At 61.1% G+C, this 15,363-nt stretch carries 15 protein-coding genes; 3 read left to right on the top strand and 12 right to left on the bottom strand.

The features are described 5' to 3' along the window. Positions 1–6 precede the first annotated feature (6 nt). Entirely contained in the window at positions 7–540 is a 534-nt protein-coding gene (gene gmhB / locus C4K40_RS00075) for a D-glycero-beta-D-manno-heptose 1,7-bisphosphate 7-phosphatase (protein WP_053137825.1), read from the top strand. Positions 541–620: 80 nt separating this feature from the next. Beyond that, positions 621–1,391, top strand: coding sequence for a 1-acyl-sn-glycerol-3-phosphate acyltransferase (locus C4K40_RS00070; protein ID WP_022641563.1), 771 nt, complete (start codon positions 621–623; stop codon positions 1,389–1,391). 180 nt (positions 1,392–1,571) lie between these two features. Here C4K40_RS00070 and C4K40_RS00065 read toward each other — a convergent pair whose 3' ends face one another. The 4 genes from C4K40_RS00065 to C4K40_RS00050 all read right to left on the bottom strand — a co-directional run bounded on the left by C4K40_RS00065 (position 1,572) and on the right by C4K40_RS00050 (position 6,378). Further along, complete coding sequence (locus tag C4K40_RS00065; protein ID WP_053137823.1) at positions 1,572–3,890, bottom strand: CHASE2 domain-containing protein; 2,319 nt, start codon at positions 3,888–3,890, stop codon at positions 1,572–1,574. 18 nt (positions 3,891–3,908) lie between these two features. Beyond that, positions 3,909–4,904, bottom strand: a complete 996-nt coding sequence (locus tag C4K40_RS00060) for a FecR domain-containing protein (RefSeq protein WP_031320653.1) — start codon at positions 4,902–4,904, stop codon at positions 3,909–3,911. A gap of 198 nt (positions 4,905–5,102) precedes the next feature. Continuing rightward, on the bottom strand, positions 5,103–5,792 hold the full coding sequence (gene aqpZ, locus C4K40_RS00055; RefSeq protein ID WP_053137820.1) for an aquaporin Z: 690 nt from the start codon (positions 5,790–5,792) through the stop codon (positions 5,103–5,105). A 298-nt stretch (positions 5,793–6,090) separates the two neighbouring features. Then, positions 6,091–6,378 carry a hypothetical protein gene (locus tag C4K40_RS00050; protein ID WP_053137817.1) on the bottom strand — a complete coding sequence of 96 codons (288 nt, stop codon included), beginning with the start codon at positions 6,376–6,378 and terminating at the stop codon, positions 6,091–6,093. A gap of 220 nt (positions 6,379–6,598) precedes the next feature. Here C4K40_RS00050 and C4K40_RS00045 point away from each other — a divergent pair, with 220 nt between their 5' ends. Further along, complete coding sequence (locus tag C4K40_RS00045; RefSeq protein ID WP_053137814.1) at positions 6,599–7,327, top strand: response regulator transcription factor; 729 nt, start codon at positions 6,599–6,601, stop codon at positions 7,325–7,327. 27 nt (positions 7,328–7,354) lie between these two features. Here C4K40_RS00045 and C4K40_RS00040 read toward each other — a convergent pair whose 3' ends face one another. The 8 genes from C4K40_RS00040 to dnaA form a co-directional block, all read right to left on the bottom strand. Next, positions 7,355–7,675 (bottom strand): hypothetical protein, encoded by a 321-nt coding sequence (locus C4K40_RS00040; protein ID WP_172681687.1) that lies wholly within the window; start codon positions 7,673–7,675, stop codon positions 7,355–7,357. 11 nt (positions 7,676–7,686) lie between these two features. Continuing rightward, complete coding sequence (locus C4K40_RS00035) at positions 7,687–8,028, bottom strand: hypothetical protein (RefSeq protein WP_053137808.1); 342 nt, start codon at positions 8,026–8,028, stop codon at positions 7,687–7,689. A gap of 23 nt (positions 8,029–8,051) precedes the next feature. Beyond that, positions 8,052–8,537 carry a DUF4265 domain-containing protein gene (locus C4K40_RS00030; protein ID WP_053137805.1) on the bottom strand — a complete coding sequence of 162 codons (486 nt, stop codon included), beginning with the start codon at positions 8,535–8,537 and terminating at the stop codon, positions 8,052–8,054. A gap of 84 nt (positions 8,538–8,621) precedes the next feature. Beyond that, a complete protein-coding gene (locus C4K40_RS00025) occupies positions 8,622–9,026 on the bottom strand; it encodes an Imm1 family immunity protein (protein ID WP_053137802.1) in 405 nt (134 codons plus the stop codon). 107 nt (positions 9,027–9,133) lie between these two features. Beyond that, positions 9,134–11,551, bottom strand: a complete 2,418-nt coding sequence (gene gyrB / locus C4K40_RS00020; RefSeq protein WP_053137799.1) for a DNA topoisomerase (ATP-hydrolyzing) subunit B — start codon at positions 11,549–11,551, stop codon at positions 9,134–9,136. A 4-nt stretch (positions 11,552–11,555) separates the two neighbouring features. Continuing rightward, the gene (recF, locus tag C4K40_RS00015; protein WP_022638828.1) at positions 11,556–12,659 is read right to left on the bottom strand and encodes a DNA replication/repair protein RecF; all 1,104 of its coding nucleotides are present in this window, start codon (positions 12,657–12,659) and stop codon (positions 11,556–11,558) included. A 20-nt stretch (positions 12,660–12,679) separates the two neighbouring features. Further along, the gene (gene dnaN, locus C4K40_RS00010; RefSeq protein ID WP_022638827.1) at positions 12,680–13,783 is read right to left on the bottom strand and encodes a DNA polymerase III subunit beta; all 1,104 of its coding nucleotides are present in this window, start codon (positions 13,781–13,783) and stop codon (positions 12,680–12,682) included. Between the two features lie 38 nt (positions 13,784–13,821). Then, a complete protein-coding gene (gene dnaA / locus C4K40_RS00005; protein WP_053137797.1) occupies positions 13,822–15,363 on the bottom strand; it encodes a chromosomal replication initiator protein DnaA in 1,542 nt (513 codons plus the stop codon).

Genomic DNA, 15,363 nt, shown 5'->3' with positions numbered 1-15,363 from the left:
ACTGCTGTGAAACTGCTGATACTCGATCGCGACGGCGTGATCAATCACGACTCCGATGCCTATATCAAATCGGTGCAGGAGTGGATACCGATCCCCGGATCGATCGAAGCCATTGCGCAGTTGAGCAAGGCCGGCTGGACGGTGGCGGTGGCCACCAACCAGTCCGGCATTGCCCGCGGCTACTACGACCTGGCCACCCTCGACGCCATGCACGCGCGCCTGCGCGAGCTGGTGGCGGAGCAGGGCGGCGAAGTCGGGCTGATCGTCCATTGCCCCCATGGTCCGGATGAAGGCTGCGACTGCCGCAAGCCCAAGCCGGGAATGCTGCGGACCATCGCCGAACACTACCAGGCCGATCTCGGCCATCTATGGTTCGTAGGCGACAGTCTCAGTGACCTGGAGGCGGCAAGAGCCGTCGACTGTCAGCCCGTATTGGTAAAGACCGGAAAAGGCGAAAAGACCCTGGGGAAAACCCTGCCGGTAGGCACCTTGATTTTTGACGACTTGGCGGCCGTTGCCGCTGAACTTATCCACAATTAGGCCCCTTCTGGCATCCTGACCAAGGACCGTTCGGGAGAGCGCTTTTTAAAGCGGGCATGCCCGCAATGGTAAATGCCGCTATGTCGATCCTGCAGGCCATCAGAACCTTCTTCTTTTACCTGCTGTTGAGCACCAGCGCCTTGCTGTGGTGCTCCCTGAGCTTTTTCATCGCGCCGTTCCTGCCTTTCAAGGCGCGCTATCGCTTTATCAATGTCTACTGGTGTCGCTGTGCCCTGTGGCTGACCAAGGTATTGCTCGACATCCGCGTGGAAGTGAAGGGCGCGGACAATGTTCCGGAACGCCCATGCGTGATCGTCTCGAACCACCAGAGCACCTGGGAGACCTTCTTCCTCTCGGCCTACTTCCAACCCTTGAGCCAAGTACTCAAGCGTGAACTGCTGTATGTGCCGTTCTTCGGTTGGGCCATGGCCATGCTGCGCCCCATCGCCATCGACCGGGACAACCCCAAGGCCGCCCTCAAGCAAGTGGCGAGCAAGGGCGATGAACTGCTCAAGGACAATGTCTGGGTGCTGATCTTCCCCGAAGGCACCCGCGTGCCCTATGGCCAGGTCGGCAAGTTCTCCCGCAGTGGCAGCGCCCTGGCGGTGAACGCCGACTTGCCAGTCCTGCCGGTGGCCCACAATGCCGGCAAGTTCTGGCCCAAGACTGGCTGGAGCAAGCGCCCTGGAACCATCACCGTGACCATTGGCGCGCCCATGTACGCCGAAGGCAGCGGCCCACGGGCCATCGCCGATCTCAACGACCGGGTGGCAGCCTGGAACGAGCAGGCCCAGCGGGAAATGGGCTCATTGCCACCATTGGACTCTGCCACGGATAAGCTTGCTGTATGAGCAACTGTGGATAACCTGTGCACGAATTTTCCTAGGACGCTTGAAACAAAGATATAAATCACTGATTTATATGCATATTTCAGAAGCTCATAAAATATGGAAAAAGGTGCATAAGTTTTACGCCTAAAGAAAAAAACCGGCTTTTGTGCCGGTTTTTTCTTCTCGTTATTTCCTCCGGTGCTATTCCTCCAGCAGAGGCAGCTCCAAGATGAAGCAGGAGCCTTGGCCCACCACGCTTTGGCAACTGATCCGCCCCTGGTGGCGGTCCATAACCGCCTTGACCATCGACAAGCCCAGGCCCAGCCCGTCGATGCCCCGGGCCGAGGCAAAGCGCTGGTACTGGCCGAACAGCTGGGGCAAGTCCGCAGCAGCGATACCCTGGCCTTCATCGCGGACTTCACAACGCAGCCAGCCTTCAGCGCAACTGACCCCGACGCTCACGGTGGAACCTTCCGGGCTGTACTTGATGGCGTTCTCCAGCAGGTTGAACAACGCCCGGGTTAACAACGACTGGTCCGCCAGCACCAGGCTCTCGGCCTGCTCGTCCAGGCTATGGCGTAGCTGGATGTGCTTGAGCTGGGCCAGGGTATTGGCCTGGTCGAAGGCATCCAGCACCAGCATGGCGAACATGCTCGGCTCGAACTGATAGACCTCCGACTCGGCCTTGGCCAACTGCACGAAAGCCTCGGTCAGGGTCAGGGCCCGGCGCACCTGCTGCTCGATCTGGCCGTAGACCTGCTTGGGCAGCGACGGCTGGCGCTGCTGCACATCCAGCAAGGCGAGGATCGCCGAGTGGGGCGCACGCAGGTCATGGGACAGGAACCGCAACAACACCCCGCGCTGCTGTTCGGCATCGCGCTCGACGCTCAGGTCGGTCAGGCTCAGCAGCCAGCCAAGCGGCGTCTCGCTGTCCACCGGCAACAACGGCGCCAGTTCCACCCGCAGGCTGCGTTGCTGGATATCGCGGAACTCCACGATGGGCAACTGCCCCAGGCCGGGATACTGCGCCGGCTCGGCCAGCCCCGGATACCCCAGGGCCGCCAGTTGTTCCAGCAACGAATGCCCTACCAGCGAATGCGCGAACACTTCGCGGGCATTGCGGTTGGCCAGCAGGATCCGCCCCTCCGGATCACTGATCAGGGTCGCCACCGGCAGGCATTCCAGGCCGTCGGCGATAAAGCGCCGGGTGTCCCGGGTCCGGCCCAGGGCCTGTTCCAGGGCGACGATCTGGCCTTGCAGCACATCGCCCACCGGTTCCCGGGGGCGCCGGCGTTCGGGCAACACCTTGGGTTCGCTGTCCAGGCGCTGCAGCTCCCAGCCGAAGTAACTCAAGATGACCTGCAGGCGCCGCCAGTTCCAGATCAGGTACGCCAGCAACATGCCCAGCAAGCTGGCCACCGGCGACCACCAGTAGCCAAGGCGCAGCATCGATACCGAGCCCAGCAACGCCAGGCCCATGCAGCCCAGGGTTATCCACAGGGCATGACGCGGGCGCCAGAGCAGCAGGCCGAGCAAGGCGGCGGTCAGGATCACCGACAGCAGCACTCCCGACCACTGCCCCAGCGCCACCACGGTGCGGTGCTGCAACAGGCCATTGAGCAGGTTGGCCTGGATCTCGACGCCCGGGGTGGTGCCCTGGCTGCCGGATTGCGCGGTCACGTAGCGATCTCCCAGGCCCGGGGCCGTGGACCCCACCAGTATCAGCCGATCCCGCAGCAGCTCCGGCGGGACTTCACCGCGCAACACGCTGACGTAGGGCACGCTGGGAAACCCCGCAGCCTTGGCGATGAAAGGGATGCGCACCGGGTTGGCCCGCAACCAGCCCCGGGTCAGCTCCGGCTCGCCGCTGCCCGGCATCCGTGGCACCAGCGAGTCGGCTTCGGTGAGCTGGTACATCAGCCAGGTCAGTTGCGCCCGGGGCGCCTGTTGCGGCCCTTCGCGCAGGTAGACGCTGCGCACCGTACCGTCAGGGTCGGCCTCGGCGTTGATATGGCCCAGGCCACGGGCGCAGTTGCGCAACGGCGCCACCGGCAGCAGCTCGCCCAGGTCCTGGCCATAACGGGCCACGCCTTCGCGCAGTACCGGCAGGAACACGTTGCCGGCACGGCACAGGGCCGCGGCCAGGCGGGTGTCGTTTTCCACGGTGCTGCCAGGTTCGCTGAGGATCACGTCGAACAACACGCCCTTGGCTCCGGCCGTCGTCAGTCGGTCGAGCAACTGGCCATGGATCGCCCTTGGCCAGGGCCAGCGCCCCAACTGCTGGAGGCTGTAGTCGTCGATGGTCACCAAGAGGATCCGCGAATCCACCGCCAGCGGGGTAAAGCGGCGCAACTGGTCATAGAACAGGTTGTTCAGCGCCAGCCCATGGCTCAGGGACAGTGCCGCCGTCAGCGGCAACAAGAGCAGGCTGACCCACAGCCACTCGCGCACCAGGCGATGGAACAGCTGCTGGGCCAGGGACAGTTCACGACCGTCGCGACGACGGCTCCACAGGCTCATCGGCAACCCGTTGGCGGGTTACTGGACACGGCTGCTCCTGGGGTAATAGAAAATGTCATAGACCCCGGTTTCTCCTTCCAGGCCATGCTCGTCGAATGCCGAGAGGCGTACATGATAGAAAAACGCTTGCAACCCAGTGAAGTTGACTTGCGGGGTACTGGAGAACTGTTCTTGCTTGATGTTCAGGAAATCCTTGTCGGTAGCCACCTGGGCCCGATAGCGCCGGGCACCGGGCAATGGCTCGAGGATCAGTTGCCAGGCGGGTAGGGCGCCGGTTTGCCCAGCCTGCCCCAGCAACCGGGGCGCGGCCAGCAATTGCACCGGCTTGAGCTCACCCTCCTTGCGCACCCGCATGCCCTGGCGCGCCATCACCTGCACTTCTCCCGGCTGCGGGCCGGCCGGTTTATCCACAACCCGCTTGCGCGAACGAGGAGAGGGCGGGGTGATGGCTTCCTCGTCCCGGTTCACCGCCACCTGGCCATTGAGTACCTCCACCAGGGATTGCTGGTCGTCGTTGCGCACGCGGAAGTGGGTTCCGCGTACACCCAGCACTCCCACCGGGGTCACGATCTGGAAGCGGTCGTGATCGCTGTTGCGCTTGATCACGTAGGACTCGATCTGGCCCTGCTCCAATACCAACTGGGGAATGGCGTACTGCTCGTTCAACCGCAGGGTGACCTGGGAGCTGGATGGCAACACCACCCGCGAGCCATCGCCCAGGGACAGGCTGACGAACGCCGAGGGCGAAGTCTTCACGCTTTCCTTCTCGTCGATATCCATGCCTTCTTCCAGGGCGGTCTCGCGGCCCTTGGCGTCCAGCTTCCAGGCTTCACCGGTCAGGTGCTCGACCGTCGCCGGCAACGGTTGGCCACGGCACTGCTGGTTATCGTCGATATAGGGCAGGCGCTTGGCTGGAGAAACGGCGGCATTGGCCATCGAGTCGGACAAGGCCAGCACCACGCCGAACAGGAGCGGGACGAACATGGCCCGGTGGCGAATAGATAAGTACGTCATGAAATCATCGGATCCGTGGTCGCGCTCTGCTGAAGTCCGTGACATTAGAACTAGATTGTTGGCGTGCTGGCCATAGCTCTCGACCGAAACCGGTCTATAGCCATTCATCCCTGTGGGAACGGCACAACCGCTCAAGAGCGGTTGTGCGTGCATAGCCTTGGGTCACCGGTCGGGCCTGGGGCCCTCCAGCGCTACGGATCAGTCCCGACCAGTAGCGATCAGACGATAGGCCAGGGCTCCCAGGCTCGCACCCAACAGCGGAGCAACCCAGAACAGCCAGAGTTGGGACACAGCCCACTCGCCGGCAAAAAATGCCACTGCGGTACTGCGAGCCGGGTTGACCGAAGTATTGGTGACCGGAATGCTGATCAGGTGGATCAGCGTCAGGGTCAGGCCAATGGCGATCGGGGCGAAATCTGGAGCGGCACGCTTGGAGGTGGCGCCCAGGATGACCAGCAGGAACATCGCCGTCAGCACCACTTCACACAGCAGGGCCGCGAGCATCGAGTAACCACCGGGCGAGTGTTCGCCATAGCCGTTGGCGGCAAAACCGGCCGAAGCGTCGAAGCCAGCCTTGCCCGAAGCGATCAGGAACAATACCGCACCGGCTGCCAGGCCACCGAGCACCTGGGCGACGATGTACGGCAACAGGCGGTTACCTGGGAAGCGTCCGCCCAACCACAAGCCCAGCGACACTGCAGGGTTGAAGTGCGCGCCGGAAATCGGCCCCACGGCATAGGCCATGGTCAAGACGCTGAGGCCAAAGGCCAGGGCGACGCCCAGGTAGCCAATACCCAATTGTGGAACGCCGGCAGCCAGTACGGCACTGCCGCAGCCGCCCAGCACCAACCAGAACGTACCAAAGAATTCCGCGCCGAGTGTTTTCATCAGAGGCCTTCACAGATGTTCGAAATGAGAGGGAGAGTGTCGAGATCGCCGACAACCAGCGGAGGAGGGAGACACATCCTTGTGTCGAGCATTACGTCCTGAGGAGGCACTCCCTGTTTTCCCCTGTACAGTGAATCGAAGCGAGCTTCGGTCCGCAGCCGCCAAACCGGCGGATGACACTCCCTGTGTCGGAGCACTTCCGATTGCCCCCGTGTGCCACTCAGCGAGTGCGAATTTACCGGTAGGACGCAGCCTGGTGTCGCTTTGCAATATTTCTTCAGAATGTTCGGCCCCATGGCTAGAACACCCACCGTTGCTGGTCCTGGTACACCACCGATGGCACCGACGGCGCAATGGTCGCGGGGGCGAAGCCCCGTGAGTCACTGAAGCCGACCTGATCCACCGAGGGACTGAAATAACGCTGCACCGGAAGGGTGTAGTGCGGGGGTGGCGGAACGACGGCAGCTGTAGAAAAAGCTTCGAAACCCAAGAGCGCAGCAAGAGACAGGGTGACGAACTTCGCCAGATCCGCTCCTTTGGAGATTTTTTCCCACCCCATATTCATCATCCCCGACATGTTGCCCATTGCCCTTTTCCTTGCTCGTTCGAGCCGGTATCGTCCTTCAAGGAGTTCGGCGCTGGGGATGCTCCCAACAGCTACCGGCTATTTGATATCAGCGTACCGAGGGAGCAGCGCCCCTAGAGCAATTCGCCACAATTGTTCAGATTCGCCCCCGGCGCCTAAACTTCTCCCCAGCCCGAGGCTTGCCTCGGACCGCATTCACACCCCTAAGGACCTGCCTCGCATGCGTGTCGCGATACTGGATGACGAACCCGCAGAACTGGCGCGGGTGGAACAGACACTGCGAGATATACCCGGGCCGGGCGAACAGCCCTGGACCCTGCACCGTTTCGAGCGCGGCGAAGACCTGCTGCGCCAGTTACGGCGGGAAACCTTCGACCTGATGATCCTCGACTGGCAAGTACCGGACCTCAGCGGCCTGTCGCTCTTGCGCTGGACCCGGGAGCACATGGACTCGCCACCGGCCGCCATCATGCTCACCAGCCGCGATGCCGAGAGCGATATCGTCCAGGCCCTCAACACCGGCGCTGACGACTACCTGAGCAAGCCCTTCCGTCCTAACGAGCTCAAGGCCCGGGTCAACGCGGTGCTACGCCGCCATGGCCTGCAGCGCAGCAACAGCGAGGAAGTGCTGAACTTCAACGACCTTTCATTCGACGACGCCGAGCTGACGGTGACCCGCGCCGGGGTGCCCATCAGCCTCACCGAACGCGAGTACCGCCTGGCCCGTTGCCTGTTCGCCAACCTGGGCCGGCCGTTGTCCCGAGAATACTTGTACGAGCGGTTCTGGACCCATGAGGAAATTCTTTCCTCCAGGCCTCTGGATACCCACATCTACCGGCTGCGTAACAAGCTGGGGCTGACTGCGGAACGGGGCTGGCAGTTGTTGACCATCTACGGTTATGGCTACCGCCTGGAAAGCGTCACGTCCCCTGGCGAGCAGGACAACTGACTGCGGGCCGCCATAAGCGGCTCGATATCATTCCGGGCCCTGCCAGACATCTTCATAACCGGCGCGGTCGATGATGAAACACGTCCCGCTCGGCAAATACAGATAATCGATCACCTCCGGCAACAGCTCGGCCAGGTGTTCGGTACACAAGGGTTGGTAGAAATCTACAGCGGTGGAATGTTCGCCGCAGTGGATAAACCAACTGACCGTACCGTTCTGCGGCAACTCGATCCTTGTGCCATAGATGGGCGAGTGCGCAAGGGAGCCGGTGGCCAGTGCAATCATCGGCTCCGGCGCCTGGGGAGCGAGGTCGTAGCGTTCACAGATAAGCTGCTGTCTTTCGTTCATTGGCCCAACCATCAAGGGGAAATAGGGGAGGTCCTGCCCAGCGCAAAGACCTGTTCGAGTGTTACCTCGTCGTGGCTGTCACCGTCCTCGAAACATCTGCAACGGTGCCCCTGCATTGCCCGGTCCAGACACTCGTGCAATGCCGCGGTTCGGAACAGCAGCTCCATCCAGAGCGCCTGGTCGTTCTCGAAGGTCAGGCGCAGATCATAGTCGGCGCTGCTGCCCAGGCCAGGATCCTTGAACTCGACTACCTGCTCTGCCGCCTGCACACAGTCCGCTCTGCCGCGCAGCTTATCCATGACCTGCCGCGCGCCCAGCGGCTCATCAAACACCAACCGATATTCGTAGCTCATGCTCGCCTGCACTCCGTTCGCGATCAGCTATCCAGCCACCAATTGAGCAACGTCTCATCATCGCTGTCATCGAGGTTCTTATAGATGTTGGCGTAGTACCACTCGATGCCCGTGGTCTCGCGGAAGCGGTTGAAGAACAGGGCGATCCTATCCATGCCGTTTCGAGCTGGCACCGACAATGTCAGATTGCCCTTGTAGCGCCCGTCGAGCATGCCGCCCAATTCGGTCGCCACATCTGCCTCCAGGGCACTGATGTGCTGTTCCGGAATGTAATCCGAATAAATGTGGATGCAGAAGTTGCCGCCACGCTTGAGTACCACCGCCGGGGCCTGTGGGTCCTTGATCGAAATAATGTCGCCCTTGGCCAGGTTGAGCGTGAGCCCCGGTGAGTAGAGAATCTCGTAACTGTGCTCATCAATCCGCCGTACATGCAGCGGTTCATAGACCGGGCCGCGGTCGTTTTGCCCCGCGACAACCCTGATCGATATTTCCTGGCTTTGATCATCCATAACAAATTTCCGAGCGATTACTGTTTTAAAAAAGGGTGACAAGGGCCGAGGCAGTACCTGCCAAGGTCGACGTCCATTATCCAATTAGTCTTCCACTTGCCAGGCCAGACCGGGATCAGTCGCGCCACAAGCCGAGAAATAAACCAGGGCCTGTCTCGCCTGCTCTTTAGTCACACACTGACACCGCGGGTAACTGCCGGATTGGCCGCCCGCGACCAAGTCGACCCACTGGTCGTCGGGGCTGTCTGCGCTGAGTAGGGTCTGCTGCGATTGGTCGACACCCTGGGCAATGAAGACCACATACCGATCGGCCGCACCGCCCCCGATATGCATCAGGGCCTCGTCGCTGAAGAAAAAAACCGTCGAGCTGAAAGCTTTTCCGTCGAGGCGGTTGAGCGCGGACAGCACCTGCGCCGAGTCGGGATTTAACCATTCATGGGAGTGGCAACGGTTACCGGCATGTTCATCTTCAATGATTTTCTTGAGCATTCGCCATGCCTGCCTTGGCTGGATAAATGGATGTGGGATTGAACAACCTGCCAATAAAAAAGGCCAACGCAAGCGTCGGCCTTTTTATTTTCAGCTGCGTCCCCTGATCAGAAGTCCAGGTTGGACACCGCCAGGGCGTTGCTTTCGATGAAGTCGCGACGAGGTTCGACCGCATCACCCATCAGGGTGTTGAAGATCTGGTCAGCGGCGATGGCGTCTTCCACAGTAACCTTGAGCATGCGGCGCATGGTCGGGTCCATGGTGGTTTCCCACAGCTGGTCAGGGTTCATCTCGCCCAGACCTTTATATCGCTGGATGGTGTGGCGCTTGGTGCTTTCGGCCATCAGCCAGTCCAGGGCTTCCTTGAACTCGGTCACTGGCTTCTTGCGCTCGCCACGCTGCACGTAGGCGCCTTCATCCAGCAAGGTGCTCAGCTGAGCGCCAAGGGATACGACGGTCTTGTAGTCATTGCTACCGAAGAAGTCGCGGTTGAAGGTGACGTAGCTCGACAGGCCGTGGGAAATCAGCTCGACCTCTGGCAGCCAGAGATTACGCTCGCGGTCTTCGCGCAGGCTGGCCTTGTAGACCAGGCCAGACTTCTCGGAGTTACGCAGGCGGGCGTCGTACTTGGCCAGCCATTCCTGCATGGCGGCGTGGTCGGACAGTTGCTCCAGGCTCACCGGCGGCAGGTAGATGAAGTGCTCGGTCAGCTCCTGTGGGTACAGGCGCGACAGGCGCTTGAGGGTCTTCATCACCATGCGGAAGTCGTTGACCAGGCGCTCCAGGGCTTCGCCGGAAATACCAGGGGCGTCTTCATTCAAGTGCAGGCTGGCATCTTCCAGAGCCGACTGGGTCATGTAGTCTTCCATGGCGTCGTCGTCTTTGATGTATTGCTCTTGCTTGCCTTTCTTGACCTTGTACAGCGGCGGCTGGGCGATATAGATGTAGCCGCGCTCGATCAGCTCCGGCAGCTGGCGGAAGAAGAAGGTCAGCAGCAGGGTACGGATGTGCGAACCGTCGACGTCAGCATCGGTCATGATGATGATGTTGTGATAGCGCAGCTTGTCGATGTTGTACTCTTCACGCCCAATGCCACAGCCCAGGGCGGTGATCAGGGTGCCGACCTCCTGGGAAGAGATCATCTTGTCGAAGCGGGCCTTCTCGACGTTGAGGATCTTGCCCTTGAGCGGCAGGATCGCCTGGGTCTTGCGGTTACGGCCCTGCTTGGCAGAACCGCCCGCGGAGTCACCCTCCACCAGGTAGAGTTCGGACAGCGCTGGATCCTTCTCCTGGCAGTCAGCCAGCTTGCCTGGCAGGCCGGCGATATCCAGGGCGCCTTTGCGGCGGGTCATTTCACGAGCCTTGCGCGCGGCTTCACGAGCCCGGGCGGCGTCGATCATCTTGCCGACCACCAGCTTGGCTTCGTTGGGGTTTTCCAGCAGGAAGTCGGAGAAGTACTTGCCCATCTCCTGCTCGACCGCGGTCTTCACTTCGGAAGACACCAGCTTGTCCTTGGTCTGGGAGCTGAACTTCGGATCCGGCACCTTCACCGAGATGATCGCGGTCAGACCTTCACGGGCGTCGTCACCGGTGGTGGCGACCTTGTGCTTCTTGGCCAGGCCTTCCTGTTCGATGTAGTTGTTCAGGTTACGGGTCAGGGCTGAACGGAAGCCCACCAGGTGGGTACCGCCGTCGCGCTGGGGAATGTTGTTGGTGAAGCACAGCAGGCTTTCGTTGAAGCTGTCGTTCCACTGCAGGGCGACTTCCACGCCGATGCCGTCGTCACGCTGGACGTTGAAGTGGAATACCTGGTTCACCGCAGTCTTGTTGGTGTTCAGGTATTCGACGAAGGCGCGCAAGCCGCCCTCGTACTTGAACAGCTCTTCCTTGCCGGTGCGCTCGTCCTTGAGGACGATGCCGACGCCAGAGTTGAGGAAGGACAGTTCACGGATCCGCTTGGCCAGGACATCCCAGCTGAAGTGGATGTTCTTGAAGGTCTCGGCCGAAGGCTTGAAGTGGATCTGGGTACCGGTGGTCTCGCTGTCGCCAACGATCTTCATCCGCTCCTGGGGTACGCCATGGACATAGGTCTGCTCCCAGATCTTGCCGCTACGACGTACGGTGAGCACCAGCTCCTCGGACAGGGCGTTCACCACCGACACACCCACGCCGTGCAGGCCGCCGGAAACCTTGTAGGAGTTGTCGTCGAACTTACCGCCGGCGTGCAGTACGGTCATGATGACCTCGGCTGCGGAAACGCCTTCTTCCTTGTGCACATCCACCGGGATACCGCGACCATTGTCGCGTACGGTGATGGATTCGTCCGGGTGGATGATGACGCTGATGTCGTCGCAATGGCCGGCCAAAGCTTCGTCGATCGAGTTGTCGACCACCTCGAACACCATGTGGTGCAGACCGCTGCCGTCATCGGTGTCGCCAATGTACATACCGGGACGTTTGCGTACGGCATCCAAACCTTTCAGCACCTTGATGCTGTTCGAGTCGTACGTATTTTCTTCGCTCATGCCTTCACTCCCGATGGTCGTGGGTCTGGGTGATACGGCCTTGTTCCACGTGGAACAAAGCAACTGGCGTTTCCGTCTGCCAGCCTTCCCTCAATAATTCGTGGTCTACACAGGTGATGAACACCTGGCAGCGTAAGTCTTCCAACAAGCGGCAAAGTGCGCGGCGGTGCTGCTCGTCCAACTCGGACGGCAAGTCGTCCACCAGATAAATACACTGACCGCGGCGGGCCTGGCTGACCAGGTGCCCCTGGGCGATGCGCAAGGCGCAGACCACCAGCTTCTGCTGGCCCCGGGACAAGATGTCCGCGGCGTTGTGTCCACCTAGCCGCAAGCGCAAATCAGCGCGTTGCGGGCCGGCCTGGGTATGGCCCATTTGCTGATCACGGTGCAGGGCGGTCGCGAGGACTTCACTCAGCTCGCGGTCCTTGTCCCAGCCACGGTAATAGCTAAGCGTCAGGCCCTCGAGCTCCAGCAGTTCGCTCAAGGTCCGCTCAAAGACTGGTTTCAAGGCTTTGATATAAGCGCGGCGGTATTCATCGATTTCAGCGCTGGCCTGGCACAGTTCCCGGTCCCAGGCCGCTTGCGAAGCGGCGTCAAGTGTACCATGCCGCAGCCATGAGTTCCGCTGCCGCAGGGCCTTCTGCAAGCGCTGCCAGGTGGACATGAAGCGAGGTTCCACATGGAACACTCCCCAATCCAGGAACTGTCGGCGGATCTTCGGCGCCCCTTCCAACAGGCGGAAGCTGTCGGGGTTGATCAACTGCAGTGGCAGGATTTCCGCCAACTGCGCCGCGCTGCGGGCATTCTGGCCGTCGATGCGGATCTGGAATTCCCCCTGGCGGTCACGGGATATCCCCAGGTTGCTGTGACCTCCCTCGGATAACTCGACCTGGCCGAATACCGTGCAAGCCAGCTGCTCGTACTGGATTACCGGTAACAGGCGCGCACTGCGAAACGAGCGGGCGAGCCCCAGCAGGTGGATGGCTTCCAGCACGCTGGTCTTGCCACTGCCGTTGGCGCCGTAGAGGAGGTTGATGCGGGGGGAGGGGGAGAAGGTCACCGGGTGCAGATTGCGCACCGCGGTGACCGAGACGCGACTGAGGGACATCTAGCTTCTGCTGAGCATGATTACAGGCGCATCGGCATGACAACGTAAGCCGAGTCGTCATTGTCGGACTCTTGCAGCAGTGCGCTGCTGTTGGAGTCGGACAGGATCAGGCGAACCTGCTCGGTGGTCATCACGCCCAGCACGTCCAGCAGGTAGCTGACGTTGAAGCCGATTTCCAACGAGCCTCCGTTGTACTCCACGCCTACTTCTTCTTCCGCTTCTTCCTGTTCCGGGTTGTTGGCCTGGATCTTCAACTGACCGCTGGCCAGTTGCAGGCGAATACCGCGGTACTTCTCGTTGGAGAGGATCGCGGTACGGCTGAAGGCCTCGCGCAGGACCTGGCGGTCACCCAGTACCAGCTTGTCGCCGCCTTTGGGCAGCACGCGCTCGTAGTCCGGGAACTTGCCGTCCACCAGCTTGGAGGTGAAGGTGAATTCACCGGTGGTGGCGCGGATGTGATGCTGGCCCAGGACGATACTGACGTTGCCATCCGGCTCGGTGAGCAGGCGGGCCAGCTCCAGGATACCTTTGCGCGGCACGATCACCTGGTGACGATCTTGCTGGCCGATGTCGGCCTGCATCGAGCACATGGCCAGGCGGTGGCCATCGGTGGCCACCGCGCGGATGATCCCCGCGGAGACTTCCAGCAACATACCATTGAGGTAGTAGCGCACGTCCTGCTGGGCCATGGCGAAGCTGGTGCGTTCGATCAAGCGGCGCAGCTTGCTCTGCTCCAGCTGGCAGGTCAGGGAGCCTGGGCCTTCTTCCACGGTAGGGAAGTCGTTGGCCGGCAGGGTCGACAGGGTGAAGCGGCTACGGCCGGCCTTCACCACCAGCTTCTGCTCGTCGACCTTGATGTCGATCAGGGCGTCGTTGGGCAGGCTCTTGCAGATGTCCATCAGTTTGCGCGCGGGAACGGTTATTTCCCCTTGCTCGGCTGGTTCTTCAAGTTGCACGCGACCGACCAGTTCGACTTCCAGGTCGGTACCGGTCAGCGACAACTGCTGGCCTTCGACAACCAGCAGCACGTTGGAAAGCACCGGCAAGGTCTGGCGGCGTTCGACGACGCCGGCGACCAGTTGCAGGGGTTTCAACAGGGCTTCGCGTTGAATGGTGAAATGCATGGTCTAGTCCCTTGCCTTAATAAGCTGCGTTGGAATCATCAAGTGGTCAGGGTACGCAGCAGGTTCTTGTAGTCCTCGCGGATGTCCGCGTCGGATTCCTTAAGTTCATTGATCTTGCGGCAGGCGTGCAGGACCGTGGTGTGGTCGCGACCGCCGAACACATCGCCGATTTCCGGCAGGCTGTGGTTGGTCAGTTCCTTGGACAAGGCCATGGCCACCTGGCGCGGGCGGGCGACAGAGCGCGAACGCCGCTTGGACAGCAGATCGGAAATCTTGATCTTGTAGTACTCGGCGACGGTACGCTGGATGTTATCCACAGACACCAGCTTGTCCTGCAATGCCAGCAGGTCCTTCAGGGATTCGCGAATCAGCTCGATGGTGATATCGCGGCCCATGAAGTGCGAGTGGGCAATCACCCGCTTGAGCGCGCCTTCCAGTTCACGGACGTTGGAACGGATCCGCTGGGCGATGAAGAACGCCGCATCGTGAGGCAGCTCGACCTTGGCCTGGTCGGCCTTCTTCATCAGGATCGCCACCCGGGTTTCCAGCTCCGGCGGTTCTACCGCCACCGTCAGGCCCCAGCCGAAGCGGGACTTGAGGCGCTCTTCCAGGCCCTCGATCTCCTTCGGATAACGGTCGCTGGTGAGAATCACCTGCTGGCCGCCTTCAAGAAGGGCGTTGAACGTGTGGAAGAACTCTTCCTGGGAACGCTCTTTTCGCGCGAAGAACTGGATATCGTCGATCAGCAGTGCGTCCACCGAACGGTAGAAGCGCTTGAATTCGTTGATGGCGTTGAGCTGCAACGCCTTGACCATATCAGCCACGAAGCGCTCGGAATGCAGGTACACGACCTTGGCATTTGGGTTCTTCTTCAGCAGGTGGTTACCCACAGCGTGCATCAAGTGGGTCTTACCCAGGCCGACGCCCCCATAAAGGAAAAGCGGGTTGTAGCCATGCTTGGGGTTGTCCGCTACCTGCCAGGCCGCAGCACGGGCCAGCTGGTTGGACTTGCCCTCGACGAAGTTCTCGAAAGTGAAGGTGCGATTCAGGTAGCTGGTGTGCTTGAGCGCGCCTTCCACCTGGACGGTGCGCTGTTCGGTGCGTACCGGAGCCTGTTGCGAACTGGCCCCCGCCATGGGGTCGAAGCTGTCTCGAGAGGGTTCTTCGCTGGTTTCCTCGGCCTTCTGCTCGACGGCCTTCTTGGCCGGGGCAGGAGTCGGTGCCGGAGCTGGCGCTACAGGCTCGGCAGCCGCTTTGGCCGCAGCAGCTGCCTGCAACGCCTGGGAAGCAGCTGCAGCCAACGGCGCATTGGGCGCGGCACGCGGAGCCGAGCTGCGCTTGCTGCCTATTAATAAGGAAAGAACCGGCGCCATACCGTTGCCGTGTTCATCCAGCAACTCGAGCACGCGGCCCAGGTACTTTTCATTGACCCAATCGAGAACGAAACGATTCGGTGCGTAGACACGCAACTCGTCGCCTTCGGCTTCGACCTGTAGCGGACGGATCCAAGTGTTGAATTGTTGGGCAGGCAGCTCATCACGCAGAAGCTCCACGCACTGCTGCCAAAGTTCCACTGACAC

This window comes from Pseudomonas sp. CMR5c, from assembly GCF_003850545.1.
Taxonomy (GTDB): Bacteria; Pseudomonadota; Gammaproteobacteria; order Pseudomonadales; family Pseudomonadaceae; genus Aquipseudomonas; species Aquipseudomonas piscis.
This window is presented reverse-complemented; position numbering and strand designations above follow the sequence as displayed.